General features: G+C 66.3%; 27 protein-coding genes. 12 read left to right on the top strand and 15 right to left on the bottom strand.

The window, feature by feature from the left end; all coding sequences use genetic code 11:
* The 5 genes from U1E69_RS11000 to dgcA all read right to left on the bottom strand — a co-directional run.
* A partial coding sequence (locus U1E69_RS11000) for an AzlC family ABC transporter permease (RefSeq protein WP_322244422.1) occupies positions 1 to 272 on the bottom strand: 272 nt, incomplete at its 3' end.
* Between the two features lie 157 nt (positions 273 to 429).
* A complete protein-coding gene (locus U1E69_RS10995; RefSeq protein ID WP_322244421.1) occupies positions 430 to 954 on the bottom strand; it encodes a hypothetical protein in 525 nt (174 codons plus the stop codon).
* Positions 955 to 1,187: 233 nt separating this feature from the next.
* Positions 1,188 to 1,634, bottom strand: a complete 447-nt coding sequence (locus U1E69_RS10990; protein ID WP_322244419.1) for a YaiI/YqxD family protein — start codon at positions 1,632 to 1,634, stop codon at positions 1,188 to 1,190.
* A gap of 103 nt (positions 1,635 to 1,737) precedes the next feature.
* Positions 1,738 to 2,601, bottom strand: a complete 864-nt coding sequence (locus tag U1E69_RS10985; protein ID WP_322244417.1) for a D-amino-acid transaminase — start codon at positions 2,599 to 2,601, stop codon at positions 1,738 to 1,740.
* 4 nt (positions 2,602 to 2,605) lie between these two features.
* Positions 2,606 to 3,568, bottom strand: coding sequence for an N-acetyl-D-Glu racemase DgcA (gene dgcA, locus U1E69_RS10980; RefSeq protein WP_322244416.1), 963 nt, complete (start codon positions 3,566 to 3,568; stop codon positions 2,606 to 2,608).
* 142 nt (positions 3,569 to 3,710) lie between these two features.
* On the opposite strand from dgcA, the gene U1E69_RS10975 reads away from it, so the two are divergent.
* Positions 3,711 to 4,667: an L-malyl-CoA/beta-methylmalyl-CoA lyase gene (locus U1E69_RS10975; RefSeq protein ID WP_322244415.1), complete on the top strand. Its 957-nt coding sequence runs from the start codon at positions 3,711 to 3,713 to the stop codon at positions 4,665 to 4,667.
* A gap of 33 nt (positions 4,668 to 4,700) precedes the next feature.
* Here the strand turns inward: U1E69_RS10975 and U1E69_RS10970 are convergent, their stop codons facing one another.
* Both U1E69_RS10970 and dapA read right to left on the bottom strand, forming a co-directional pair.
* Entirely contained in the window at positions 4,701 to 5,552 is an 852-nt protein-coding gene (locus U1E69_RS10970) for a DMT family transporter (protein WP_322244414.1), read from the bottom strand.
* A 142-nt stretch (positions 5,553 to 5,694) separates the two neighbouring features.
* On the bottom strand, positions 5,695 to 6,567 hold the full coding sequence (gene dapA / locus U1E69_RS10965; RefSeq protein WP_322244413.1) for a 4-hydroxy-tetrahydrodipicolinate synthase: 873 nt from the start codon (positions 6,565 to 6,567) through the stop codon (positions 5,695 to 5,697).
* Between the two features lie 134 nt (positions 6,568 to 6,701).
* On the opposite strand from dapA, the gene U1E69_RS10960 reads away from it, so the two are divergent.
* Positions 6,702 to 8,636, top strand: coding sequence for a lytic transglycosylase domain-containing protein (locus U1E69_RS10960; protein ID WP_322244412.1), 1,935 nt, complete (start codon positions 6,702 to 6,704; stop codon positions 8,634 to 8,636).
* A 32-nt stretch (positions 8,637 to 8,668) separates the two neighbouring features.
* Here U1E69_RS10960 and U1E69_RS10955 read toward each other — a convergent pair whose 3' ends face one another.
* The gene (locus U1E69_RS10955) at positions 8,669 to 9,109 is read right to left on the bottom strand and encodes a potassium channel family protein (protein WP_322244411.1); all 441 of its coding nucleotides are present in this window, start codon (positions 9,107 to 9,109) and stop codon (positions 8,669 to 8,671) included.
* A gap of 49 nt (positions 9,110 to 9,158) precedes the next feature.
* Between U1E69_RS10955 and smpB the strand changes: the two genes are divergently transcribed.
* The 6 genes from smpB (at position 9,159) to U1E69_RS10925 (ending at position 14,544) form a co-directional block, all read left to right on the top strand.
* The gene (smpB, locus tag U1E69_RS10950) at positions 9,159 to 9,638 is read left to right on the top strand and encodes an SsrA-binding protein SmpB (RefSeq protein ID WP_322244410.1); all 480 of its coding nucleotides are present in this window, start codon (positions 9,159 to 9,161) and stop codon (positions 9,636 to 9,638) included.
* Positions 9,639 to 9,770: 132 nt separating this feature from the next.
* Positions 9,771 to 10,058: a hypothetical protein gene (locus U1E69_RS10945; protein WP_322244409.1), complete on the top strand. Its 288-nt coding sequence runs from the start codon at positions 9,771 to 9,773 to the stop codon at positions 10,056 to 10,058.
* 91 nt (positions 10,059 to 10,149) lie between these two features.
* The gene (gene sseA, locus U1E69_RS10940; RefSeq protein WP_322244408.1) at positions 10,150 to 11,013 is read left to right on the top strand and encodes a 3-mercaptopyruvate sulfurtransferase; all 864 of its coding nucleotides are present in this window, start codon (positions 10,150 to 10,152) and stop codon (positions 11,011 to 11,013) included.
* Between the two features lie 63 nt (positions 11,014 to 11,076).
* On the top strand, positions 11,077 to 12,255 hold the full coding sequence (locus U1E69_RS10935) for an amino acid aminotransferase (protein ID WP_322244407.1): 1,179 nt from the start codon (positions 11,077 to 11,079) through the stop codon (positions 12,253 to 12,255).
* Positions 12,256 to 12,290: 35 nt separating this feature from the next.
* Entirely contained in the window at positions 12,291 to 13,166 is an 876-nt protein-coding gene (locus U1E69_RS10930) for a DMT family transporter (protein WP_322244406.1), read from the top strand.
* Positions 13,167 to 13,224: 58 nt separating this feature from the next.
* Complete coding sequence (locus U1E69_RS10925; protein ID WP_322244405.1) at positions 13,225 to 14,544, top strand: acetyl-CoA hydrolase/transferase family protein; 1,320 nt, start codon at positions 13,225 to 13,227, stop codon at positions 14,542 to 14,544.
* Positions 14,545 to 14,796: 252 nt separating this feature from the next.
* On the opposite strand, the gene U1E69_RS10920 is transcribed toward U1E69_RS10925, so the two are convergent.
* From U1E69_RS10920 to U1E69_RS10900, 5 genes are all read right to left on the bottom strand, one after another.
* Positions 14,797 to 15,441 carry an NADPH-dependent F420 reductase gene (locus U1E69_RS10920; protein ID WP_322244404.1) on the bottom strand — a complete coding sequence of 215 codons (645 nt, stop codon included), beginning with the start codon at positions 15,439 to 15,441 and terminating at the stop codon, positions 14,797 to 14,799.
* Between the two features lie 136 nt (positions 15,442 to 15,577).
* Positions 15,578 to 16,006, bottom strand: a complete 429-nt coding sequence (locus tag U1E69_RS10915) for an Rrf2 family transcriptional regulator (protein ID WP_322244403.1) — start codon at positions 16,004 to 16,006, stop codon at positions 15,578 to 15,580.
* Between the two features lie 78 nt (positions 16,007 to 16,084).
* Positions 16,085 to 16,960 (bottom strand): DMT family transporter, encoded by an 876-nt coding sequence (locus U1E69_RS10910; protein ID WP_322244402.1) that lies wholly within the window; start codon positions 16,958 to 16,960, stop codon positions 16,085 to 16,087.
* Between the two features lie 428 nt (positions 16,961 to 17,388).
* Complete coding sequence (locus tag U1E69_RS10905; RefSeq protein ID WP_322244401.1) at positions 17,389 to 18,912, bottom strand: ammonium transporter; 1,524 nt, start codon at positions 18,910 to 18,912, stop codon at positions 17,389 to 17,391.
* A gap of 39 nt (positions 18,913 to 18,951) precedes the next feature.
* Complete coding sequence (locus tag U1E69_RS10900) at positions 18,952 to 19,290, bottom strand: P-II family nitrogen regulator (RefSeq protein WP_137111689.1); 339 nt, start codon at positions 19,288 to 19,290, stop codon at positions 18,952 to 18,954.
* Between the two features lie 275 nt (positions 19,291 to 19,565).
* Here U1E69_RS10900 and U1E69_RS10895 point away from each other — a divergent pair, with 275 nt between their 5' ends.
* Together U1E69_RS10895 and U1E69_RS10890 are read left to right on the top strand one after the other, a co-directional pair.
* Entirely contained in the window at positions 19,566 to 21,884 is a 2,319-nt protein-coding gene (locus tag U1E69_RS10895; RefSeq protein ID WP_322244400.1) for a PBP1A family penicillin-binding protein, read from the top strand.
* A 128-nt stretch (positions 21,885 to 22,012) separates the two neighbouring features.
* On the top strand, positions 22,013 to 23,017 hold the full coding sequence (locus U1E69_RS10890; RefSeq protein WP_322244399.1) for a sensor histidine kinase: 1,005 nt from the start codon (positions 22,013 to 22,015) through the stop codon (positions 23,015 to 23,017).
* On the opposite strand, the gene U1E69_RS10885 is transcribed toward U1E69_RS10890, so the two are convergent.
* Entirely contained in the window at positions 23,014 to 23,622 is a 609-nt protein-coding gene (locus tag U1E69_RS10885; protein ID WP_322244398.1) for an ABC transporter substrate-binding protein, read from the bottom strand. The genes U1E69_RS10890 and U1E69_RS10885 overlap by 4 nt on opposite strands.
* Positions 23,612 to 24,475, bottom strand: coding sequence for a VacJ family lipoprotein (locus U1E69_RS10880; RefSeq protein ID WP_322244397.1), 864 nt, complete (start codon positions 24,473 to 24,475; stop codon positions 23,612 to 23,614). Before U1E69_RS10880 ends, U1E69_RS10885 begins: the two co-directional genes overlap by 11 nt.
* 136 nt (positions 24,476 to 24,611) lie before the next feature.
* Here U1E69_RS10880 and U1E69_RS10875 point away from each other — a divergent pair, with 136 nt between their 5' ends.
* Positions 24,612 to 26,378: a type I secretion system permease/ATPase gene (locus U1E69_RS10875; protein ID WP_416200275.1), complete on the top strand. Its 1,767-nt coding sequence runs from the start codon at positions 24,612 to 24,614 to the stop codon at positions 26,376 to 26,378.
* Positions 26,375 to 26,756, top strand: a 382-nt coding sequence (locus U1E69_RS10870; RefSeq protein WP_322244396.1) for a biotin/lipoyl-binding protein, incomplete at its 3' end; no start/stop codon positions are given. The genes U1E69_RS10875 and U1E69_RS10870, both read left to right, overlap by 4 nt.

The raw sequence follows: 26,756 nt of genomic DNA, 5'->3' as shown, positions 1-26,756 counted from the left end.
CCGAACAGAAGATAGCGCGCGTTGATCACCAGGATCGCCGCGAACAGCGCCCAAAGCGTCGCCTCGCCGGTCTGCAGCAGGTTCACCGCCGCCAGCTGGGCCGACCCGGAATAGATCGCCGCACTGGTCGCCACCGCGCGGCCCACACCAAACCCGGCCTGCGCCGCCACCAGCCCGAACCCGACGCCATAGGCAAAGATCGACACCGCCAGCGGCACCCCATCCCGCGCCCCGCGCCGGAAGCCATCGACGGAAAACAGCGCCCGGCTCATACGGGGTTCACCCCGACTCCCCAGCCTGCCATCCGCGCACCCGCTTGCCTCCGAAACGCCACCGCTTCTCCATCGTAGGCTGCGCTACAGCGCACCATCGGCCGTCCGCCACACCGCAGCTCTTTCAGTCGTGCAGACCCCCGCGTCACCTGCAGCTTCAGCTCCCGGTGTCGCAGTTCTGCATCCCGATCAACCGGGCCGAATAGCCCTCCCCCTTGTTCTTCGTCATCAGCCCGAAACTCCCCCGCTCGAAATACTCGTCCGGGTAAGGCTGCCCCCCCACCGGCCCGGCTTCGACCCGGAACCCCTTGCCCTTGGCGACAGTCTTGCTTGCCACCTTGACGTCCGCCCCGTCCGCGTTGCGGTAACGGTAGGTGCATTTCCCCGCCTCGGCAAAGCAGCTGTACGGGCTGAAGCTCTCCCATGTGCCGTTCGCCCAGTCCTTGCGTACCATCCGCCCCTCGGCGTCGTAGGACATCTTCCGAACCAGATCCTTGCCCGCCCGGACCTCGGTCCTGTGGGTGCCGCCCTTCCGGCCCAGGTAGGTTTCGGTCAGGACCTGCCCGTCGAAATACCGCGTCGTCCAGCTGCAGCCCTTTGGCATCGTGTCGAAATCGATCCCAGCCTCCGCCGGTCCCGCAATCGCCAGCCCCAGCGCGAGCACCTTCCACGAAAACCGCATGTCCAGACCTCTAACCCTGACATTTCACCGCAAGACTGCCCTCGGGCCGAAGCCGATGCAACCGCCCGACGCATCCCCGCCTGGCTCTTGCTCTTTTCGGAAATACTTCACCGGGGTTCGGGGGTGTGAAACCCCCGACGGCCGAGCGGTTTTGCGTGCGGCACGCAAAAACGCGAGACAAAAGGCCTTCGCGCGGAACGCGCTCCATTTGGTAAACTGCCGACCAGGTGGGTCTAGCGGCCAGCCGCCCGCACCACCCGGTCCAGCACATCCAGGAACCGGCTCCGGTCCGCCTTGGAAAACATCCTGCCGCCCCCCTGCCGGAACGGATCAGCGGACCGCAAGTCCTGCATCAGGTCCCGCGTCGCCAAGGCCATCCCGACATTGGCTGTCGTCAGTTCCTCGCCGTTGTGCTTGACCACCCGCGCCCCCGCCGCCACGCATTTCGCAGCCAGGGGGATGTCTCCGGTCACAACCACATCCCCCGGCCCGCAAGCCTCGGCGATGTATTTGTCCGCCTCATCCGGCCCGCTGGAGACGAAGACGCTTTCCACCAGAGGGTTCTGCGAGGGCCGGATGCCCCCGTTCGACACCACCACCATCCGCACCTTGTGCCGGGTGGCGACGGTCTCGGCCTCGGCCTTCACCGGGCAGGCATCGGCGTCGATACAGATCGTCATGCGGCCCCCAAGGGCGCCTGGACAGATGTTAAGAAACCCCTGACGGAAACTGGCAAGTCCTTGATCCCAAAGGAAACGCCGCGTTTGTCCACCGTGGACACTTTCAGATCGCCGCCTTCCGCATCTCGTCCAGATAGATCTCGCGCAGCCGGGTCGCCACCGGCCCCGGCTTGCCCGAGCCCACCGGCTTGCCATCCACCTCGACGACCGGCATCACGAAGATCGAAGCGGCGGTACTGAAAGCCTCATCCGCCCCCTGAGCCTCCGCCGCCGTGAACGCCCGCTCCTCGATTTCAAACTGAGCCTCCGCCGCGAACCGCAGGACAGCCGCCCGGGTAATCCCATGCAGGATATCGTTGCCCAGCGCCCGCGTGATGATCCGGTTCCCCTTCACGATGTAGGCATTGTTCGAGGTCCCTTCGGTCACCGCCCCATCCTCGTCGGTGAACCAGCTGTCATCCACCCCCGCCTTCTTCGCCGCCATCTTGCCCATCGAGGGGTACAGAAGCTGCACCGTCTTGATATCGACCCGGCTCCACCGCAGGTCGGGGATCGTGATGACCTTGAACCCGGTCTTCGCGGCGGGGGCGTTGGCGAGGTTCGGGATATCTTGCGTGAAAGCCACCACCGTCCCCGGCAGGTCTGCCGGCGGGAACAGGAACGACCGATCCCCCGGATTGCCCCGCGTGACCTGCAGGTAGATCATCCCCTGGTCGATCCCGTTCAGTCGGACCAGCTCGCGGTGCATCGCCAACAGCTCCTCCGAGCTGATAGGGCAGCTCATCTCCAGCTCCTTCAGCGACCGCTCCAGCCGCCGGATGTGGCCATCGAAGTCGATCAGCTTGCCATCCAGCACCGAGGTCACCTCATAGACCCCGTCGGCCATCAGGAACCCCCGGTCGAAGATCGACACCTTCGCCTCGCCCTCGGGCAGGTAGTCGCCATTCACAAAGACGGTGCGGGTCATGCTGTTATCCCCAGAGTAGCGGCGAAGCCGGGTGGATGTGGCGGTCGTCGTAGACAACCGGATTGTCGCGGTCCTGCGCCATGTCGGAGGGGCCGTCAAGGTCGGACCAGTCAGCGCCTTGGGCCAAGAGGATCGCCGGGGCCATCGACAGCGAGGTCGCGATCATGCACCCGACCTGCACCCGCAGGCCCAACCGCCGCGCCTCGTCCCGCGCCCGCAGGGCCTCGGTCAGACCGCCGGTCTTGTCGAGCTTCAGGTTCACGACATCATACTTGCCCACCAGCCCCGCAAGCGAAGCGGCATCATGCGCGCTTTCATCGGCGCAGACCGGCAGGGGCCGCGCGATCTCGGCCAGCATGTCGTCGGCCCCCTGCGGCAGGGGCTGCTCCACCATCTCGACCCCCAGCCGGATCAGGTGCGGCGCAAGGTCAGTGTAGACCTCGGGCGTCCAGCCTTCGTTTGCGTCGACGATCAGTCGGACCTTCGGCGCACCGGCGCGAACCGCTTCGATCCGGGGCATGTCCGCGGGGGTCCCCAGCTTGACCTTCAGCACCGCCCGGTGGGCGTTCCGGGCGGCGGCGTCCCGCATCTTCTCGGGAGTATCCAGCGATAGGGTGAAGGCGATTTCCACCGGCTTCGGCTGCGCCAGGCCCGCCAACTGCCAAACGGGCTGCCCCGAGGTCTTTGCTTCCAGATCCCACAGCGCGCAATCGACTGCGTTCCGCGCGGCACCAGGCTTCACCGCTTCTTGCAGCGCGGCCCGGGTGATCCCCTCAGGCAGGGCCAGGATCGCCGCGACCGCATCCTCCACAGTCTCGCCATAGCGCGGATAGGGCACCCCCTCGCCCCGGCCAAGATGGCCGACCCGGGTCACGGTGCAGGTCACCACCCGCGCCTCGGTCTTTGTCCCGCGCGAGATGGTGAAGGGATTGCGGAGGGGGAAGGTCTCGGCCTGAGCAGTAATCATGAGCGGGACTTTAGGAGGCCTCTCTCGGATTGGAAAGGCACGAGTCTTGCTGCAGCCGCAAAAGGAATGTTGCACCGCGGCGCGCAACAATATAACCCTGACGATAATATTCGCGTAATATCCTTGCCCACAGGAACCCCCGATGAGCTTCCGCCTGCAACCCCCCGCCCCCGCCCGCCCAAACCGCTGCCAGCTTTTCGCCCCCGGCTCGCGCCCCGAACTGTTCGCCAAGATGGCGGCGAGTGCGGCGGATGTCATCAACCTGGATCTGGAGGATTCGGTCGCCCCTGCCGACAAGCCGCAGGCGCGGGCGAACATCATCAAGGCAATCTCCGAAGTCGACTGGGGCAAGAAGACGCTGAGCGTGCGGATCAACGGGCTGGATACTCCGTTCTGGTACCGGGACGTGGTGGACCTGCTGGAACAGGCAGGCGAACGACTGGACCAGATCATGATCCCCAAGGTCGGTTGTGCGGCGGATGTCTATGCGGTCGACGCGCTGGTGACGGCCTGCGAGGCGGCCGCGCGGCGGCAAAAGCGGATCAGCCTGGAAGTGATCATCGAGACGGCGGCAGGCATCGCCCATGTCGAAGAGATCGCGGCCTCCTCCCCCCGCTTGCAGGCGATGAGCCTTGGGGCGGCGGACTTTGCGGCCAGCATGGGGATGCAGACGACGGGGATCGGCGGCACGCAAGAAAACTACTACATGCACCGCGAGGGGACGAAATACTGGTCGGACCCGTGGCACTGGGCGCAAGCGGCGATCGTCGCGGCCTGCCGGACGCATGGGGTCTTGCCAGTGGACGGGCCGTTCGGGGATTTCTCGGACGAAGAGGGCTTCAAGGCCCAGGCCCGACGGTCGGCGACGCTGGGGATGGTCGGGAAATGGGCGATCCATCCAAAGCAGGTGGCGCTGGCGAACGAGGTGTTCACTCCATCCGAGCAGGCGGTGACCGAGGCGCGCGAGATCCTTGCAGCGATGGAGGCTGCAAAGGCGGCGGGCCAGGGCGCGGCAGTCTACAAGGGGCGACTGGTGGACATCGCGTCCATGCGGCAGGCCGAGGTGATCGTGCGGCAGGCGGAACTGATCGGGGTCTGAAGCGCAAGCGTAGGGTGGGCGATATCGCCCACCCTACCTGCGGGTCAGCGCATAGATGCCAGAGCCGACGACCAGTGCCGCGCCAAGCCAGGTCGCAAGGTCCGGGCGTTCCTGAAAGAGGACCATCGCCAGCACCATCGCGAAGATCAGCCGGGTGTAGCGGAAGGGCGTGACAGCCGAGACATCGCCCGTCCGCATCGCGTAGGTGAGGGCGTGATAGCCCAGCATCCCGAAGACCGTTCCCCCGGCAAGATGCACCAGCGCCAGCCCCGAGGGCACATGCGCCCCGCCGTTGACGACCAAGAGGATCGCCCCCGCCGTTGCCAGCATGGCAAACCCAAGCGCCCCAAGCTGGCGGTTCGACAACCCCTTCGGCGCGGCGCGGGTGGCAAGGTCCCGGCCCGCGAATCCCAGGAGGCCCACCACAGCCAGCAGCGACAAGGCCGAAAAGTCCGATCCGGGCCGCAGAATCACCAGCACGCCCGCGAACCCCAGCAGCACCGCCAGCCAGCGTTGCGGGCTGACCTTCTCACCAAAGACGAGGGCCGCTCCAGCCACGACGACCAGGGGGGTAGCCTGCAGGATCGCCGAGGTGGTGGACAGCGCCGTCAGGGTGATCGCAAGGCCGTAGAAGAGCCTCCCGGTGATCTCGAACCCGCAGCGGATCAGCATGGCGCGCGACAGGAAGGCGGGGGGCAGAAGCGCTTCGCCAGCCCGTGCGGCCATGCCGGCGAAGATCAGCATTCCGGTCAGGCCGATGGTCAAAAGGACCTGGCCCAGCGGCAGGCTTTGGGCGGCGGCCTTCACGAAGACATCCTCGACCGCGAAGCCCGCCATCGAGGCGGTCATGAAGGCAGCGCCGCGCTGGTTGTCAGTCAGGGTCACGCCGGGCCTCCGACAGGGTGAGATTGGCTAAGCTCAGGCTGCCCCAGGGCGACTTTGGCTGGCGCGGCCTTGCGCCCCGCCCGACGGACAGGGCGCAAATCTTTTCGAAAAGATCTGCAAATTCCTTCGAAGGAATCTGGCTTCAGATCAGACCTGCGTGCTTCATTGCGGCCTTGATCCTGGTCTTGGTCCCGTCGGTCAGGCCAACCAGCGGCAAGCGGACTTCCTCGGAACACAGGCCCAGAAGCGACAATCCGTATTTCGCGCCGACGAGACCCGGCTCGATGAAGATCGCCTCGTGCAGGGGCATCAGCTTGTCCTGGTATTCCAGCGCCTTGGCATAATCGCCGCGCAGAGTGGCCTCCTGGAACTCGGCACACAGACGCGGGGCGACGTTGGCGGTGACGCTGATGCACCCCACCCCGCCATGCGCATTGAAGCCAAGCGCCGTCGCATCCTCGCCCGAAAGCTGGATGAAGTCCGCCCCGCAAGAGGCGCGCTGCTGGCTGACACGCTCGATCTTGCCGGTGGCGTCCTTGACGCCGATGATCCGGGGCAGCTTGGCAAGCGTCCCCATCGTCTCGGGCGTCATGTCCACCACGGACCGGCCGGGGATGTTGTAGATCACGATCGGCAGCTGGCAGCAGTCGTGCAGCGCGGTGTAATGCGCGACAAGACCCGCCTGCGTCGGCTTGTTGTAATAGGGCGTCACGACCAGGGCAGCATTGGCCCCGACCTTCTCGGCATGGCGCATCAGGCTGATGCCTTCGACGGTGTTGTTCGACCCCGCACCCGCGATCACCGGGATGCGGCCCGCCACGGCGGCCACGACCTCCTCGATCACCTTCTGATGTTCCGCGTGCGAAAGCGTCGGGCTTTCCCCCGTCGTCCCCACCGGAACGATCCCGTGCGACCCTTCGGCGATGTGCCAGTCCACGAGTTTCTTCAGCGTCACCAGATCCAGCTCGCCGTTCTTGAACGGCGTCACCAGGGCAGGAAGGGACCCTCTGATCATGACGCTTCTCCTTTGATGGGCGATATTGCCCGTAAGCGCGCTTCTCATAGCGGCTGGCAGGGCTGATGCCAAGTCTTGCGCACTAACGCAGTCGTGGGTTGTCCACCGGCGGGCAGTCAGGCAGATTCGGGTGCATGAGCAGCAAGAACATGATCCGGGCGCTGGTCCTGGCCCTTGGCCTCCAGACGCTACCGGCACAGGCAGATACAACACAGGCGATGCGGACAGCGCTAGAGCTGGCCGCGGGCAAGGATTGGAACGGCGCGCTGGCCGTGGCGCCATCGGGCGTGGGGCGCGACGTCATCGAATGGCAGCGCCTGCGGGCGGGTGAAGGGCGGCTGGGCGAGTACGAAGAGTTCCTTCAACGTCGCCCGGACTGGCCCGGCCTGCCGCTGATGCGGGAAAAGGGCGAAGAGGCGGTGGCGCGGTCCACCGACCCCGCCCGCGTGATCGCCTGGTTCCAGGGCGCACCGCCGGAAACCGGGACTGGCGCCATCGCCTATGTCCGCGCGCTGCAGGCCGCAGGCCGCGCCGCCGATGCCGAGACCGAGGCGATGCGGGCCTGGTCCACCCTGGCCTTCTCGCCCGACCAGGAGAAAGAGCTGATCGGCCTGGTTCCCGAAGGCGTGGGCTTCGTCCACGAGTTGCGGCTGGATACGCTTTTGTGGGAAGGGCGCATCCGCGAGGCCGAGCGGATGCTGCCCCGCGTGTCCGATGAGCTGCAGGCGCTGGCCCGTGCCCGGATTGCGCTGCAGGGTGAGGGCAAGGGCGTCACCGGGCTGATCGAGGCCGTGCCGAAGCCGCGCGCCGCAGATCCCGGCCTGGCTTACGACCGCTTCATCTGGCGGATGAAGAAGGACCTCTATGACGAGGCGGCCGAGCTGATCCTGGAGCGATCGACCTCGGCTGACGCGCTTGGCCGCCCCGAAGCCTGGGCAGAGCGCCGCGCCATCCTGGCTCGCTACCTGATGCGGAACGGCCGGGCGAAAGAAGCCTACCGGATCGCCGCCAACCACCACATCCCGGCGGGCGGCGGGGCCTCGGCCTATGCCGACCTTGAGTTCCTGGCGGGCTTCATCGCGCTGCGCAAGCTGGGCGACGCGGCGACAGCCGAGACGCATTTCAGGCACCTTCTCGCCGGTGTCTCGACCCCGATCAGCCTGGCGCGGGCGCAGTACTGGATCGGCCGGTCGGAAGAGGCGGCGGGCAAGGATGGCACTGGCAGCTACAGGGCCGCAGCCGCGCACCAGACCGCATTCTACGGGCTTCTGGCTGCGGAACGGCTGGGCCTGTCGCTGGATACGGGCCTTCTTGCCCGGCCCCCGACCCCGGACTGGCAAAGCGCGGGCTTCACCCAATCGTCGGTGCTGGCGGCGGCACAGCTTCTCATGAAGGCGGGCGACCGGACACTGGCCAAACGGTTCCTGCTGCATCTGGGCGAGGGTCTGGACGACACCGGCCTTGCCCAACTGGCCGACATGACCCTGGCCTGGAACGAGCCGCACCTGGCCGTGCTGGTCGCCAAACAGGCCGCCGAGCGCGGGCTGATCCTGCCGCATGCCTATTACCCGGTCCCCGAGTTCATTCCCGACGGCCTGAAAGTCAGCCGGGCACTGGCCCTGTCCATCGCGCGGCGCGAAAGCGAGTTCGATCCGACGGCCCGGTCCAGTGCCGATGCGCGAGGCCTGATGCAGGTCCTGCCGGGGACGGCGAAGCTGATGGCGGGCAAGCTGGGCAAGCCCTTTGATGCGGGCAAGCTGACCTCGGACCCGGCCTACAACGTGACGATGGGCGCGGCCTATCTGGCCGAGATGGCCGAGGAGTTCGGGCCTTCCATCGCGCTGATCGCCTCGGGTTACAACGCAGGTCCGGGCCGCCCGCGTCGCTGGATCGGCGAGTTCGGCGACCCGCGTCGGTCGGATGTCGATGTGGTCGACTGGGTCGAGACGATCCCCTTTGCCGAAACGCGCACCTATGTGATGCGGGTGGCCGAGGGCGTTGTGATCTACCGGGCCAAGCTGAAAGGCGCGGTGGGGCCGGTCAGGATCACGGACGAATTGAAAGGGTAGGTGGGCAGATTGCCCACCCTACACCTGCGCCACTATCCTTTTTGCCGCGTTTCCAACTGGGCCAACCGGACCTGGCGCAACGCCTCGACCAGAAGTGCGGTCAGCAGGCCGAAGCTGAGGAGGCCATTCACGGCAGCCATCGCCGCGAAGATGCGCCATTCCTGCTTGGGCACGACGTCGCCCAGGCCCAAGGTCGAGAAGGCCTCGATCGCGTAGTAAAGCGATTCCTCCATCGACTTGAAGACGCCGGTCTCGAACAGGACAAAGGCCCAGATCCAGATGTTCACGGTCAGCACCAGCAGCACCCAGACCCCCACGGCCACCAGCAACAGAACCAGCTTCAACCGCTGCGGCGGACGGACCAGCCAGGGATGCGTCACCCTGAACGCGCCTTCCAGGAGAAGGGCCGCCACCGCCATGACCAGAACGTTCAGGACCAGAAGCCCTGACCCCAGCGCGATTTGCAGTATCATGGTGTGCCTTCTGGACTAAGCCTGTTCCAGACCTTATCTGACGATCATCATGGTGGCCAAGTCCGATCCCAACTCAAAGTTGATCGCCGAGAACCGGCGGGCGCGTTTCGATTACTCGATCGAAAGCGATCTTGAGGCTGGCATCATGCTGTTCGGGTCCGAGGTGAAAAGCCTGCGCCAGGGTGGGTCGAACATCGCGGAAAGCTATGCCTCGGTCGAAGGGGGCGAGCTGTGGCTGATCAACGGCTATATCGCGCCCTACCTGCAGGCCAAGACCTTCGGGCATGACGAACGGCGGCGGCGCAAGCTTCTGGTGTCGAAGAAGGAACTCAGCCGGTTGTGGAGCGCGGTGGGCCGCGAAGGCATGACCATCGTGCCGATGAAGATGTACTTCAACGACCGCGGCATCGTGAAACTGAAGCTGGGGATCGCCAAGGGCAAGAAGCTGTCCGACAAGCGCGAGACCAGCGCCAAGCGCGACTGGGACCGCGACAAGGCCCGGCTTCTGAAGCAGAACAGCCGCGGCTGAACCTGCACTTATCGCACATTTCTTGCCTGACCTGCGACAATCTGGCAGATTTTCCCATACCGGACAGCACGTCCGGGGCATAAGCCGGGCAAACCCGGTACGGAAGCCGGCGAAGTGTGGGAGTGACGGGTAATGGAACTTATCATCCAGATCATTGCAGGCCTTGTGGGCGGCAACGCGGCAGGGGCGGGGCTGAAGAACCTTAGCCTGGGAACGGCGGGAAACTCGGTTGTGGGCGGCGTCGGGGGCCTGCTTGGCGGGCTTCTGACCAGCTTCCTGGGCGGTGATGCGGCGGGCGCGGCAGAGGCCGCGGCCAGTCTGGACATCGGCGCCATCATCCAGTCGGTGGCGGGCGGCGGCATCGGTGGCGCGATCCTGACGGCCATTGCCGGGATGCTGAAGAAGGCTTTGGCCAAGTAATACCCCAGGCGCGGGGCCTCTGCGTCCCCGCGCCGCTTGCGCCGCCCCGGTCCGCGTGGATATATCCCGAAGGACTTCCGGGAGGCTGCCAATGACCCCTTCACCGCAGGATGACCCCAGGACGCTGGTCTCGACCGACTGGCTGGCGAAACACCTGCGCGATCCCGACCTGCGGGTGCTGGATGCCAGCTGGTATCTGCCGGCGCAGAACCGTGACGCGAAGGCGGAATACGCCGCCGGCCACATCCCCGGCGCGCGGTTCTTCGACATTGACGAGATTTCCGACCAGCGGTCGTCGCTGCCCCACATGGCCCCCCCGCCCGAGAAGTTCATCTCGCGGATGCGGGCGATGGGGGTGGGCGACGGGCATCAGGTCGTGATCTACGACGGATCGGGGATCTTCAGCGCCGCCCGGGTCTGGTGGACCTTCCGGCTGATGGGCAAGACCGACGTGGCCGTGCTGGACGGCGGCTTTCCCAAATGGCAGGCCGAGGGGCGCGAGATCGAAGACATGCCCCCCGTGGTCCGCGACCGGCACATGACCGTCAGCCGCCAGAACCAGCTGGTAAAGGACGTCACACAGGTCGCCCATTCCGCCAAGCTGGGCGAGGCCGAGATCCTTGACGCCCGTTCGGTGGCGCGCTTCCGGGGCGAGGCTCCTGAACCCCGCGCAGGGCTTCGATCGGGCCATATCCCGGGGTCGAAGAACCTGCCCTATTCAGAGGTGCTGAACCCCGATGGCACGATGAAATCCCCATCCGCGCTGCTACAGGTGTTTCAGGCGGCAGGCATCGACCTGAAGAAGCCCGCGATCACCACCTGCGGCTCGGGCGTGACAGCGGCGGTCCTGTCGCTCGCGCTCGAGCGGATGGGGCACCGGAACCATGCGCTTTACGATGGGTCCTGGGCCGAATGGGGGATGTATGACGACCTGCGGGTGGCGACGGGGGCCTGACAGTCCTTGCCGAGGCAATCGGCTTGTGGCACTGGGCTGGCGTCCAGAACCCCGGGAAATCCCATGCTTGAAACCCTGAATCCCCAGCCGCAGGACAAGATCCTGCAACTTATCGCTATGTACCGGGACGACCCCCGGACCACCAAGATCGACCTTGGCGTCGGCGTCTACAAGGACGCGACCGGCCTGACCCCGGTCATGCGCGCGGTGAAGGCGGCGGAAAAGCAGCTGTGGGAGGTGGAGAAGACCAAGACCTATACCGGTCTTGCCGGGGAACCCGCCTACAACGCCGCGCTGGTGTCGATGATCCTGGGCGAGGGCTTTGCCGACCGCGCGGCCTCTGTGGCCACCCCCGGCGGGACCGGTGCGATCCGGCAGGCGCTGGAACTGATCCGGATGGCCAACCCCAAGGCCCGGGTCTGGATGAGCGCGCCGACCTGGCCGAACCATCCGTCCATCGTCAAATACCTGGGGATGACGGGGGTGGAGTATAGCTACTTCGACGTGGCCACCTCGGGCATCGACTTTGCGGGCCTGATGGCCGACCTTGAGGGCGTCGCGGCGGGCGATGCGGTCCTGCTGCACGGCTGCTGCCACAACCCGACCGGTGCGAACCTCGATGGCGCGCAGTGGGATCAGGTGATTGCCCTCCTCCAGCGCAAGGGCGGCGTCCCCTTCGTCGATCTCGCCTACCAGGGCTTTGGCGACGGGCTGGAGGAAGACGCCGTCGCGACCCGCAAGGTCGCAGCGGCTTTCCCGGAGGTGCTGATCGCCGCCTCATGTTCAAAGAACTTCGGCATCTACCGCGAGCGGACCGGAATTCTGGTCGCGCTGACGTCCCCCGACCGCAAGGCCGTGGTGCAGGGCAACCTGAACTTCCTGAACCGGCAGAACTACAGCTTCCCGCCCGACCACGGCGCGAGGCTGGTGACGATGATCCTTGAGGATGCAGCCCTGACCGCCGAGTGGAAGCAGGAGCTGGAAGAGGTCCGCCAGAACATGCTGGGACTGCGCAAGACCTTGGCTGATGAACTTCGTCGTGCGACGAACTCTGACCGCTTCGATTTCGTCGCCCACCACCGCGGCATGTTCAGCCGTCTGGGACTGACCGAGGCGCAGGTGAACCGGCTGCGGGAAGAGCACGGCATCTACATGGTCGGTGACAGCCGGATCAACATCGCGGGGCTGAACGCCAAGACAGTGCCAGTGCTGGCCGCCGCCATCGCGGCCGTCATCGGGTAGGTGGGCAGATTGCCCACCCTACGGGGGCAGCGCCTGTGCTTGCCGTAATCCTGTCGCTGGCAGCGGCGGCGGCCTTTGCGGCGTCGGCCATGTTCATCGACTCTGTCTCGGGCCGGGTCGGGCCGCTGCAACTGTCGCGTTGGCAGATGAGCCTGGCGTTCCTGATGACCGCCTTGATCGTCGCGGTCACGGGGGGATGGCAGACGCTGGACCTGACGATGGCCCTGTGGCTGACCGCATCGTCGGCGTCGGGGATCATGGTCGGCTCGCTGACCTATATCGCGACGATTCAGTACACCGGTCCGCGCATCTCGGCGCTTCTGTTCACCACCGCCTCGCCTTTCGCGCTGGCCCTGGGCTTTGGGTTCCGGGGTGAGACGGTGAGCCTTGTGCAGGCCGCAGGTGTCGGGCTGATCGTCGCCGGGATCGCACTTGCCGTGATGGGGCCCAGCCAAGACGAGGGCGCGCGGACCCCGAAACCCCTGTGGATCGGGATCGGGCTTGGACTCGTGACCTCTTTCGCGCAGGCCCTGGGAAGCCTTCTCGCCCGCCCCGCGATGCTGGCGGGCGCTGACCCCGTGGCCGCGATGGCGGTGCGGTCTGGGACCGGCGCGCTGTTCTTCATCGCGCTTCTGGCGCTGCCCGCCTTTCGGCCCGCGGCCCTGCCCTCTCGCACCGAGGTCCGGCAGATCGGCTTTTCGGCGCTGGCCGGGATGGTGGTCGGCATGTCCTTCCTGATGGCCGCCCTGGCGCGGGGTGATGTGGGGATCGTGACCACGCTGTCCTCGACCACGCCGATCCTAATCCTGCCGATGGTCTGGGCCATCTACCGCCGCATCCCCGGCCCGCTGGCCTGGGTCGGCGCGGCGATGGCGGTCGTTGGCACGGCGCTGATCTCGGGGGCCAGCTGAGGCTTGGCAGGCCCCCTGCCCCCGTGCTTGACTGCGCGCAAGTTCCGGGGGGATGAGGATGGCCAAGGCAGCACAGCGGATCACGGCCGAGGAGGCAGCAGGACTGGTCCGGTCGGGCATGTGGCTTGACTACGGGGCCGTGCTGGGCCAGCCCGACGCTTTCGACGAAGCTCTGGCGCGGCGGCTGGGCGAGGTCACCAACTTGCGGTTCCGGTCCGTCCTGACCGCCCGCCCCCGCGCGGTGCTGGAGGCGGACCCGGAGGCGCGGCATGTCCACTGGTTCTCGACCCATTTCTCCGGTTACGACCGTCGGAAGCACGACGCCGGCATGGCGCATTACCTGCCGGTGAACCTGGGCGAGGTGCCGGACTACTACCGCCGCTTCATCGACCCGCCGGACATCGTGGTCTTCAAGACGGCGCCGACGGACGCGCAGGGCTACTTCAACTTCGGGCCGAACACCCTGTGGATGCGGGCGCTGGTGGAGCGGGGGAAGGTGGTGATCGTCGAGGAGACGCCGACGCTGCCCTATGTGATGGGCGAGGGGACCGGGGTGCATCTGTCCGAGGTGGACTACATCATCGCAGGCTTCGACCGTCCGATGGCGGAGCTTCCAAAGCCCCCCGCGACCGAGGTCGACAAGGCCGTCGCCCGGCTGATCGCGGCGGAGGTGGAGGATGGGTCCTGCCTGCAGATCGGGATCGGGGGGATGCCGAATGCGGTCTGTTCGCTGCTGGCGGAGAGCCCGGTTTCGGATCTGGGCATCCATACCGAGATGATGACGGACGGGATCGTCGACCTGTATAGGGCGGGGCGGATCACGGGGGCACGGAAGCAGCTGAACCCGGGGAAGATGGTCTGCACCTTCGCGCTCGGGGCGCAGTATCTGTACGACTTCATCGACCGGAACCCGGAGGTGGAGTTCCATCCGGTCGACTACACCAACCTGCCGCACAACATCATGCGGAACGACCGGGTGGTGTCGATCAACAACACCACCCAGATCGACCTGCAGGGGCAGGCGGCGTCGGAGACGGACGGGTTCCGGCATATCTCGGGGACCGGGGGGCAGCTGCAGTTCGTTCGGGGGGCTTACGGGTCGAAGGGGGGGAAAAGCTTCATGTGCCTGGCATCCACCTACGACAAGAAGGGCGAGAGGAAGAGCCGGATCGTGACGGCTTTGACCCGGGGGAACGTGGTGACGACGCCACGGACGGACATGATGTATGTGGTGACCGAGTACGGGATGGTGAACCTGAAGGGCCGCTCGATTGCCGAGCGGGCGCGGGCGTTGATCTCGATCGCCCACCCGGATTTCCGGGAGGAGCTGGAGCGGGACGCCTGGGAGCATCGGCTGATCCCAAGGGGGTTCTTCTGAGACGTGTCCACGGCGGACAAACTCCGGGATGCGTTTTGAATCAATGTGTTACGATTTTCTATTAGGGATTTCTTAAGACTTTCGGGTGCGGGACGCCTGCCAAGTTGAGCGCGTTCCGCGCAAGTCTTTTGTCTCGCCCTTTCGTGTGAAGGACACGAAAGGGCTCGGCGGCCTCCGGCGGGGATATTTGGGCAAATGTGAAAGGGCTGCGTCAGGGTCCGCGCGGCTGCAGACCCTGACGGTGGTGCGTGGCTAGACCTTGACGAAGTTGGTCATCGCCAGCGCGCCGAAGGGCAGCTGTGCCAATGACCCGCCGACAGATTGTGAGCCAACATCGACGGCAAAGAACCCCATCTTTTCAAGGATCGCACCCACCTCGGCTTTTGCCGATGCGTCATCGCCGGAATAGAACAGGACGCGTTGCCCGCCGTTCACGACCGGCTCCTTCAGCACGTTCACATCCAGATGGTTGAAGGCCTTGACCACGCGCGCGCCCGGGACGAAGCCTGCGAAGATATCGGTCGACGGCACGCCGCCCAGATCGATTGGCGCAATGCCATAGGCCGCGAAGGGGTTGGTCGGGTCATCCCGCTTAGGGCTGCCTTCTTCCAGGAAGGCGACGGGGTTGGTGCCGTCGATCACGATGCGGCCGTTCCATGCCGGGAGACCCTTCAGGACCCGTTCAGCATCCACCCACCGCAGCGCCACGAGCACGATGTCGGCGGCGGCGGCCTCGGCCACAGTGCCGGCTTTCAGTGTCGGGCCGATCTCCTTGACCAGGTCGGCCAGGGTTTCGGGGCCACGGCTGTTGGCAATGGTGGCCTCGAGTCCGACCTTGGCCAAGGCCCGTGCCACGTTGCTGCCAAGTGCGCCTGCGCCGATGATTCCGATTGTCATGTTCTTCTCCAGTTTCATTTGAGGGCGGTGAGGGGAAAGACCGTCAGCGCCCTTGGACTGCGCGGTCAATTTTATGTATGTGTGTCATAGTTACACAGACATTTTTGGATATGCGTTTACCTTGCCCTGCACCGCGTCACACCTGCGCCGCCGCTTTCACACGGGCGGCAACTTCGGCGATGGTGGTGCGGGCAAGTTCCGCCTCCATCGCCGCCTGCGCCCGGGTCAGGGCAGGGTTGATGGCTGCAAGGATGTTCCCGCCCACCAGACACTCAGCGCACGGCGGCTGGCGGTGGACGGCGAAAAGTTCGGTATCTTCGACCGCGCGGTAGACATCGAGGAGCCGGATCTCTTCCGGGGCCTTGGCCAGAAGCGCCCCGCCCCCGCTGCCCAGTTGCGACCGGGTCAGCCCCGCCTCGGCCAGGCGGGACAGAAGCCCGCGGATCACCACGGCCCCGGTGTTGACCGAGTTGGCGATATCCTCGGACCGGGCCGGTTTGCCATCGGTGACGGCAAGGGCGGTCAGGATGTGGGTGGCGACTGCGAAGCGGGTGCTGGTTGGCATGATCTATTCCGTCTATGTGTTGGCATCACTATTACACACATTGCCGCCCGTCAAGCGCGAATTTCGCGCCTGCCCGGATCAGAGGGACGGCTGGCTGCTGGCCCGCCAGGCCGCCAGGAGGCCAGCGATGGCGATCAGCGCCATGCCGGTGAAGCCCAGCGCGTCGGGGAGCTGCTGGAACACCAGCCAGCCAAGGAGCGTGGCGAAGGCGATGTGGGTGTAGTTGATGGGCGCGAGGGTGGAGGCCGGGGCCTCGCGGTAGGCCGTCGTCAGGAGGAGGTGGCCCACCGTCGCGCAGGTGCCGTAGATCAGGATCAGGCCGATGTCGGGGAGGGTGGGCATCACCTCACCCCCGACGATCAGGGTCGCGGTGACGGAGAGGACGGAGCCGACCAGCGCGGTGTGGAAGAGGAGCGACATCGTCGTCTCGGTCCGGGTCAGGATGCGGGTCAGGAGGTGGTAGCCGGTGCCGAGGACGGCGTTGATCAGGCAGAGGATCACGCCCCAGGTATCCAGCCCGCTTCCGGGGCGGGCGATAAGGAGGACTCCCATAAAGCCCAAGGCGGCGCAGAGCCAGCCGAGGGGGCTGACCTTCTCGCCCAGAATGGGACCAGAGGCGAGCATCAGAAGGACGGGGGTGATGTAGATGATCGCCACCGTCTCGGCCACGGGCATCACCCGCAGCGCAAGGAGCATGGTGATCGTGGCAACCGACAGCAGAAGCCCGCGCAGAAGGACGAGGCCGGTGCGCTGGGTCCGCCAGACCTCGCTGCGGTGGCGGGGCCACATGGTGACGAGGACGAGGACAAGGTTGATCAGGTAGCGGGCCGAGAGGACCAGGGTCGCGGCGTACAGCATGGAGAGGTGCTTGCCGAGCGTGTCGCCGCCCGCGAAGAGGAGTGTCGCGGCCAGAACCATGACCACGCCTTTCAGGGGTTTGCCTTCGGGATGCATGCGGGAGTCCTTCTGGCGGGACCCTAGACGGGGGCGTGGAGAAGGGAAAGGGGGGGGCCTGGCCCCTGTCCACGCAGGACGGGTTGGGGGATATCAGCCTTCGCAGGGGGGTAGGCGTGGACGGTCACCATTGCGCAACCGTCTGCAGAGGGTCGGCCTGCCCAATCCTATGCTGGTGCGGACGGGCGTCTGCGACAGAGCCGATCACGTCGAAAGGAGCCGGGGACCGCAGGGGCGGATGGAGTGGATAGGTCTCTTGCAGGGGCGCAAGGGGGGGTCCTGGCGCGTTGCCCGGGCCGACCGACAAGGAGACGCCAGTCGCATGAGGAGGCTTAGGCCAAAAGGAAACGGCCCGCGGGGGGAGGACCCACGGGCCGTCAGGTTGCGGCGGCAGACCGGGAGGAGGTGGCCTGCCGCCGGTCGTTCGATCACATGTTGTAGGCGCGCTCGCCGTGTTCGGCGACGTCGAGGCCTTCACGTTCGATCTCTTCCTTCACACGCAGGCCCATCGTCAGGTCGACCAGCTTGAAGAGGATGAAGGAGCCGATGCCCGAGAAGGCCACGGTGAAGAGGACCGCCTTGATCTGCGCCGTGAGCATGAAGCCCATGTCATAGGCGCCGACCTGCAGCGTGCCGGGGACCGAGGTGTAGTCAGGGATGCCTGCCCCACCCAGCGCCGGGTTCACCAGGATGCCGGTGGCGATGGCGCCGATGATGCCGCCCAGACCGTGGATGCCGAACACGTCAAGGCTGTCGTCCAGCTGGAACATGTTCTTCACGTAGGCCACGAAGAAGAAGCAGGCCGCTCCGGCGAAGATCCCAAGGCACAGCGCCCCCATCGGACCGGCAAAGCCCGCGGCCGGGGTCACGGCGACCAGGCCGGTCACCACGCCGGAGACAAGGCCCAGAAGCGACGGGCGGCCCTTCAGCAGCCATTCGGCGAACATCCACGACACGCCGGCGCCAGCGGTGGCGACGAAGGTGTTGACGATGGCCAGCGAGGTGATCGAGTTGGCTTCCAGGTTGGACCCGGCGTTGAAGCCGAACCAGCCCACCCACAGCAGCGCGCCACCGATCATCGTCATGGTCAGCGAGTGCGGGGCCATCGATTCCTTGCCGTAGCCGATGCGCTTGCCCAGCATGATGCAGCCGACCAGGCCCGCGATCCCGGCGTTGATGTGGACCACGGTGCCACCGGCGAAGTCCAGCGCACCCCAGTTCCAGATCAGACCGTTGGCAGCCAGATTGGCAGCCGCGGCTTCGGCAGCGGCGGTGTCACCGGCGGCTTCGGCGATCAGCTTCAGCGTCTGCTGTTCGGCCAGGAAGTCCGGGCCGCCCCACCACCAGACCATGTGGGCCATCGGGAAGTAGATGAACGTGACCCACAGGACCGAGAAGACCAGCAGGGACGAAAACTTGAACCGTTCCGCGAAGGCGCCGACGATCAGCGCGGGCGTGATCATCGCAAAGGTCATCTGGAAGGCGATGAAGGTGTATTCCGGCAGCCAGACCCCGTTGGTGAAGGTCGGGACCAGCGTGGTCGCATCGACGCCCGCCAGGAACATCTTGGAGAAGCCGCCGACATAGGTGTCCATCGACCCGCCGTACGAGAAGGCCAGCGAATAGCCGTAGACCACCCAGATGATGCAGACGACTGCCGAGATCGCGAAGACCTGGGTCAGCATCGACAGCATGTTCTTGGTGCGCACGAGGCCGCCGTAGAACAGCGCAAGGCCCGGAACGGTCATGAGAAGCACGAGGACGGTCGAGATGCTCATCCAGGCGATGTCGCCGCCGTGCACGGTCTTTTCGTAGACGTAAGGCACAAGCTCGGCCGCCGCGGTCGCGGTTTCGGTCGCAGCCTCGGCGGTTTCGGTCGTGGCCTCCTGCGCCCAGGCTGGCAGGCTGGCGAACAAGGACGCGCCCAGCGCGCCAAGGCCAGCAAGTTTCATGTGGTTGCTCATGTCAGTGGTTACCCCTTCCCCACGCGTTCACAGCGCATCGTCATCGGTTTCGCCGGTGCGGACCCGCACGGCGTGTTCTACGTCCAGGACGAAAATCTTTCCGTCGCCGATCTTGTCGGTCTTGGCCGTCTTCTGGATCGTCGCGACAACCTGATCGGACAGGGCATCGGAGACGACGATTTCAAGCCGGACCTTCGGCACGAAGTTCACGGCATATTCGGCACCGCGGTAGATTTCGGTGTGGCCCGACTGGCTGCCGAACCCCTTGATCTCGGTCACCATCATCCCGCGCACGCCGATGGCGGTCAGCGCCTCGCGGACCTCCTCCAGCTTGAACGGCTTGATTGCTGCAATGATGAGCTTCACGTGCTTCCCCTCTCTTGTGCGGCATCCCTGGGCGTGGACCCCTTCGTTGGGCATGAGGGCGGGGAATGCTGCGGTGGCACAAGGAATGGAGGGGGGTTGCGCGGGGTGTCCGGGGGTTAAGTGCACATTTTTTGCACTTATTCCTGCGGCTGCCTAATTCTTGTGCGGCAGAGCGACGCGAATCGTCGCCTACCTGACTTCGCTTTCCGACGAATCCGGGATAATGTCGCCGTAAAGGGGCCAGAACGGTCCGGGTTGCGAGTGGCAGAGCAGGCATGGCAGCGAAAGACCGGGGGCGCGGCCCCCTTGTTGCAGACAAGCGGTATTCGTCCTCGCGCGCGGCCCCTTCGGGCGGCGGGCCGCGGAAGCCTGCGCCACCGAAGGACCCTCGCGCGCCGCGCAAGCGGGTGAGGGCAGCGCGGCCACGGCGGCAGCACGGGCTGATCGTGGGGCTGATCCTGGCGGTCTGGCGCGTGATCTGGGGCATCGCCTGGCGCGGCTCGGCGATGGGCGCGCTGATCCTGGGCGGGTTCGTCTGGTACTACCACGCGCAACTGCCCGAACTGGAGGCCGTGGTGGACGGTCGCGCGCGCGGATCGGTCACGATGTTGGACCGCGAGGGCGAGGTCTTCGCCTGGCGGGGCGAGACCTTCGGCGGCATGGTGACGGCGGAAAGCGTGTCTCCCTACCTGCACGACGCAGTGGTGGCGACCGAGGACCGGCGGTTCTACTGGCACTTCGGGATCAGCCCGCGCGGCATCGCCAGCGCGATCCGGATCAACCTGTCCGAGGGCCGGGGTCCGTTCGAGGGGAACGGCGGCTCGACCATCACGCAGCAGACGGCCAAGCTGCTGTGCCTGGGCGTGCAGTGGGACCCGACGCAGTGGAAGTCCGAAGCCGATTACGAGAAGGACTGCCGCACGGGGGGCATCTGGCGCAAGCTGAAGGAAGTCCCCTTCGCGATGGCGATGGAGGTCAAGTATTCCAAGGAAGAGATCCTGACGATCTACTTCAACCGGGCCTATCTGGGGGCGGGCGCGCGCGGCTTCGAGGCGGCGGCGCAGCGCTACTTCGGCAAGTCCGCGAAGGACGTCAGCGCAGCAGAGGCGGCGATGCTGGCGGGGCTTCTGAAGGCTCCGTCCACCTTTGCGCCCACGGCCAGCCTGGACCGCGCGCAGAACCGGGCGGCGGTGGTCGTCGGGCTGATGGAAGAGCAGGGGTATCTCACCAAGGCCGAGGCGGATGAGGCGCGGGCCAATCCCGCCGTGCTGTCGAAGGCGGCGAAGCAAAAGGCAGGGGGCTATTTCGCCGACTGGGTGATGGAGACGACGCCCGACTATCTGGCGCGGGACACGACGGAAGACGTGGTGATCGAGACGACGCTGGACCAGGACATCCAGAAGAAGGCCGAAGAGGCGCTGACCTGGATCTTCGAGAACAAGGTCAAGGCCGGGTCCGAGGCGCAAGCCGCCATCGTGGTGATGAGCGCGGATGGCGCGGTCAGGGCGATGGTGGGGGGACGCAACACCCCCAACGCGGGCGACTTCAACCGCGCGACGCAGGCGTTGCGTCAGACCGGGTCGACGTTCAAGCCCTTCATCTATGCGGTGGCGATGGACCTGGGCTACAGCCCGCTGGACTTTGTCGAGGACACGCCGATGTGCATCTACACGGCCGGGTCGGGCGACTGGTGTCCGCAGAATTATGACAAGGAATTCAAGGGTCAGATCACGCTGACCCAGGCCTTGGCGGAAAGCCGGAACATCCCGGCGGTCCGTGTCTCTGAAGCGGTGGGACGCGATCTGGTCAAGCAGGTGGCGACGGATTTCGGCCTAGCGCAGAACTTTGCCGACGGCCCCGCGCTGGCCTTGGGTGTATCGGAATCGACGCTGATCGACATGACCGGGGCTTTCGCGGGCATCCTGAACGGCGGGTCCTCGGTCGCGCCGTATGGCTTTGACTCGCTGAAGCTGAAGGGGATGGACGAGCCCCTGTTCGGCGCGGGCGGCGGCATCGGCGAGCGGGTGATCAGCGAGAAGGCGGCGCATGCGCTGACCTACATGATGACCGAGGTGCTGAATTCCGGCACCGGGGGTCGGGCGCGACTGGACGACCGTGAGGCCGCGGGCAAGACCGGCACCACGCAAAGCGCGCGGGATGCGTGGTTCGTGGGCTTTACGGCCGATTACGTCGTCGGCGTCTGGATGGGTTACGACGACAACCGTCCCCTGACGGGGGTTACCGGCGGTGGCCTGCCAGCCGAGATCTGGCACGAGGTCATGGTGCGGATCAACGAAGGCGTCGAGGCGAAGCCACTGATCAAGGACATCCCCGATTCGACCTACGCTCCGGTCGGCGGCAGTGACGGAGCCATCGCCGCCGAGGACGTGCCCTATTTCGAGGACCCGAACGCGCCGGTCTTCGATGGCGAGCAGTACCAGGACCTGCCGCCCGACGCCTATTCAGCCCCCCTCCCCGAGGACGTGCCGGTCATCGACGGCCCGCCCCCCGAGGGCGCGGTGATGGAAGGCCCGGTCGAGGGCGCGCGCAACGACCTTGTGGACCAGCTTCTGGACGACGTGCTGGGCAACTGAGGCTTGAACGGCGGGCAGACCGCTGGCAAGCTTCGCGCCTCAGGCTTGATTGGACGCTGCGGCACGCCACCCACGCCAACCGTCCATCTGTTGGCAGCGATGGTTCATGATTGATACGAGGACGGTCGATGCAGCCTGGCTTTGCTTTTGATCTGACCGCGCTTCGCGACATGCCTGCCTCGCTGATGGTGCTGGACCGCGACCTGCGCTACGTGATGGCCAGCGACATGTACCTTCAGACGGTTGGCCGTTCGTTGCCCGAACTGCTTGGGCGTCCGCTCTTCGACGTGTTCCCCGAAGTGGAGGAACGGCGCAGGCCGCTGGAACAGTCCATGCGGCGCGCTTTGGCAGGCGAAGCCAACTCGATCGAGCGGCTGGCCTACAGCATCCCTGACCCGAACGACCGGACCCGGACCACCGAAGCCTGGTGGCGTTGCCGCCACAATCCGCTGATCGGCCCCGACGGAAGCATCGATCATGTGGTGCAGATCACCGAGAACGTCACCGAACTGGTCCGGGCGGAAGAGCAGAAGAACGCGATTGCGCATGAGCTGCAGCACCGCGTTGCCAATCTGCTAAGCCTGGTTCAGGTCATCGCCCGGCGGACGGCCGGCAGTGCCGACACGCTTCCCGCCTTTCTGGAGCGCTTCGACGCCCGCATGCAGTCGATGGCACGGACACATTCCTATCTGATCGGCACCAACTGGGATCGCATGTCCCTGGGTGAAGTGATCGCCCGCCAGCTGCAGCACGGCCACGACGATCTGGCGGCCCAGATGACCATCGGCGGACCCGAGGTGCTGCTGGGGGCCAGCGAAGCGCAGATGATGTCGATGGCGATCCATGAGCTGACCACAAACTCGTTGAAATACGGGGCGCTGAAGGATGTGACCGGACGCCTGGATGTGTCCTGGTCCAGCGACGCCGGGCGCGGGTTTACCTTCCGCTGGACCGAATCGGGAAGCAAAGTCGCCGCGCCGACGCAGCGCAGCGGCTTTGGCTCGATGATCCTGGACATGATCGTGCCGTCACAACTGGGTGGGACCTCCAGCCGTACCTTCGGGCCGGACGGCCTGCGCTATGCGCTCACCGTGGAAAAGCGGTCCCCGCCGGTGTGGCGGGCTGACGCCTAGAGCGACTTCAAATCCGCGATCAGCCGGTCAAGGTCGCCGCCGCGCTGGTCCAGAAGCGCGCCCATTTCGGTGCGTTCCGAGGCCAGCATGTTCACGCCCTCGATGATGATGTTGAAGAACAGACTTTTCCCGGACTTGTCGGACACATGCCAGCGCACCTCGAACGGGGACTCGCCCTGCAGGCGGGCGGTCGAGATCACCTCGTAATAGCTTTTCACCGCGCGGGCCTCGGCCACGTCGATCTTGCCGCCCTGAAATTCGCGGAAGCGGCGGCCATACTTGCGGCTGATGTAGCCCTGGAAGGCCTTGGTATAGGCGGAAAGCTGACCGTTGGAGGCCGAGCGGGCCGCCGTCCCAAGGACCGAGCGCGCGATGGTCGGCACGTCGGCATAGCGGGTGAAGAGCTTCTCGAAGTCGCGCAGCATCGCGCCCTCGGACTTGCCCGAGTTGATGATCGAGTTGATGTCGGCCACGGTCTTGTCGACCAGCGACTTCGCAGCCTCGGCTGTCAGCGCCAGAGCGGGCCGGGGCAATGCGGCCACGACGGCGGCGGCGGCAAGACCTGCCGCGAAGCCGCGGCGCGAAAGGGTCAGGTCACTGGGCATAGGGGTCCTCGTAGGGGTCGATGAAGTCGTCGTCGGCCGAAGCATTAGTGGTCGCAGAAGCGGCACCGGGCGCAGAAGCATCACTGGGCGCATCGGCATAGGGGTCGATGAACCCGTCGTCGTTTGCTGCGGTACCGCTGCCAGCCTTCCCAAGCTCGAACCGGCGGTTCTGCAGGTAAAGAAGCCGCGCCTGAGCATAGCTGTCTGCACTGTCATATAGGAGCGAATCGACCGTATCCGAGAAGCGGTCGCGATCACCAAGGCGTGAGAAAAGCTTGAGCACCGTGGCTGCAGTGGCCTCTTTCTTCGGCAGCGCCAGCCGGACCGGGTTCAGCGCGACGTCGACCACGCTGCCCACGGTGTCGCGCACGGTCGAGGGGCCGGCAAGCGGCAGCTCGACATAAGGCCCCTCGCCCACGCCCCAGACATGCAGTGTCTCGCCGAAATCGGTGGGATTTTCCGGCAGGCCAAGCTCGGAGGCGATGTCGATGGTGCCGCCCAGCCCGAAGGTCAGGTTCGCCGCAAAGCGCAGCGTGTTCTCGGCCGCAGCGACAAGGCGCAGTTGCAGCAGGTTGTTTGCGATGTCGCCGGGCAGATCCAGCGTGTCGGCGACATTGCCGACGGCGCGCTTCACCGGCTCGGGGACGCCGCCAAAGCCTTTCGAGGCCGGGCCGACCAATGCGCGGTCGACGCCCTTGTTGAAGGCGTGAATCTTGCGGTTCGTCGGCTCGAACGGGTCGTTGAAGCCGTCGCCCGAGGGCGCGGCACCACAGGCGGCAAGACCCGCGACGGCGAGGAGGGCAAGCGTTCTGCGCAGCTGCTGCCCGGAAATAAAGGAAATGTTCAGACCCATGATCCTACTGTGCGGCCAATACGCCGCTAAGCATAGCCCCGCGTCGGCGTTGGCAAGGCATAAGTCCGTGACTTGTCCAACACAACGGCGAAGCGTGGCACAGAGGTCGCGGCTGGCAGGAACACGCCAAGGACACATGGATGGCAAGCCCGTGACCACAGCGCCCGACCTGACGCCCAGCCTGTCGTCCGGGCTGGCCGAGCTTGCGGCCGCCCATGCCGCCTCGCGCCGGGCTGTCGTGATCGCCTTTGTCTTCTCGGCGCTGGTCAACCTCTTGATGCTGACCGCGCCGCTGTACATGCTGCAGGTCTATGACCGGGTTCTGGTCTCGCGGTCGGAAGAGACCTTGCTGGCGCTGTCGCTGCTGATGGCCTTCCTGTTCCTGCTGATGGGGGTCCTGGACCATGCCCGCAGCCGGATCATGGCGCGGGTGGGGGCCCGGCTGCAGGCCCGACTTGACCCCCGCGTCCTGTCTGCCGCGTTCCGAAGGCTGACCGTCGCGCCGCAGGACCCGGCGGCACAGGCCGCACAGCGCGACCTGGATGCCATCGCGCGGTTCTGGGCCTCTCCCGTCCTTCTGGCACTGTTCGATGCCCCCTGGGCACCGGTCTTTGCGGCAGCAATCTTCGTCTTCCATCCCTGGCTCGGCTGTCTGGCCCTGGGGGGCGGCCTGATGATCATGGCCTTCAGCTGGCTGAACCAGCGCAGCACGGAACGGCCCTTGCAGGCCGCAGCCCAGGCCAACCTTGCCGCCGACCGGCAGGCCGAGAACCTGAAGGCCGAGTCCGAGGTCATCCAGGCGCTGGGGATGACACGGGCGGCCTTCGCAAGGTTGCATCGGTGGCGGGATCAGGCCCTGACGGCGGGGCTGACCGCCTCGGACGCGTCGGGGCGGTATACCGTGCTGATCCGCACCTTCCGGCTCTTCCTGCAATCGGCAATGCTGGGGCTGGCCGCCTGGCTTGTCCTGCGGCAAGAGCTGTCGGCGGGCGCGATGATTGCCGCCTCGATCCTGATGGGACGCGCGTTGCAGCCGGTCGAGCAGGCCGTGGCGCAGTGGCCGGTGCTGACCCGGGCGCGGCAGGCGCGGGTACGGCTTGCCGGTCTGCTGTCGGCGTCGCCGGTGGAACCTCCCCACACCCCGCTGCCACGACCGCAGGCGCTGCTTGATGTCCAGGGGCTGACCCTTGTCCCACCGGGCGGCGCGGCCCCCGTGCTGCGGGACCTGTCGTTCCGGCTGGGACCGGGGCAGGCGCTGGGGGTGATCGGGCCGTCCGCCTCGGGCAAGTCGTCGCTGGCGCGCGCGCTGATCGGCGTGTGGCGGCCCGGCGCGGGGCGCATCCGGCTGGCGGGTGCCACGCTGGACCAGTACGACCCCGACGTGCTGGGCGGCCTGATCGGCTATCTACCGCAGCGGGTGGCGCTGTTCGACGGCACCATCGCCGAGAATATTGCCCGGTTGCAGGCCGATGCCGATCCGGGCCGGATCATCGCGGCGGCGCAGGCGGCAGCGGCGCATGAGATGATCCTTGAGCTGCCGGAGGGCTACGACACCCAGGTGGCCAGCGTGGGCAGTCGGCTGTCCGGTGGCCAGATCCAGCGCATCGGTCTGGCGCGGGCGCTGTACGGCGACCCGGTGCTTCTGATCCTGGACGAGCCGAATTCCAGTCTTGATAACGAGGGGGCACAGGCCCTGAACCAGGCGATCCGCGCCGCCAAAGGGAACGGGGCCGCCGTTCTGATCATGGCACACCGGCCCGCGGCGCTGCAGGACTGTGAGCTGCTTCTGGTGCTGCACCAGGGCGCGTCGGCCGCCTTCGGTCCGCGCGATGTCGTGCTGCGCCAGATGGTCCGGAACGCGGGCGACATCGCGCGCGCCGCAGCCCCCGCCGGTGTCGCATGAGCGGGGCGCTCTCGATCCGTGGGCCGGTGATCCTGGGGCTTGCAGCCTGCCTGGCGCTGGTCATGGGGTTCGGCCTCTGGGCCGTGACCGCGCGGATCGCGGGGGCAATCATCGCCTCGGGCCAGATCGAGGTGGAGCGGGACCGCCAGATCGTCCAGCACCCCGAGGGCGGCGTGGTCGAGGCAATTCTGGTGGCCGAAGGGACCCAGGTCGCCGCCGGGGACCTGCTGCTGCGCCTGGACGGGTCGGCGCTGCGTTCGGAACTGGCGATCGTCGACGGGCGGCTCAGCGCGCTGGCAAGTCAATCCGCCCGCCTGACGGCCGAGCGGGACGGCGCGGTGGCGCTGGTCTTCCCGTCCGAGCTTCTGGCCCTGGCTG

Origin of the sequence: Tabrizicola sp. (assembly GCF_034366665.1) — a bacterium.
In the GTDB taxonomy this organism is placed as follows: Bacteria; Pseudomonadota; Alphaproteobacteria; order Rhodobacterales; family Rhodobacteraceae; genus Tabrizicola.
This window is presented reverse-complemented; position numbering and strand designations above follow the sequence as displayed.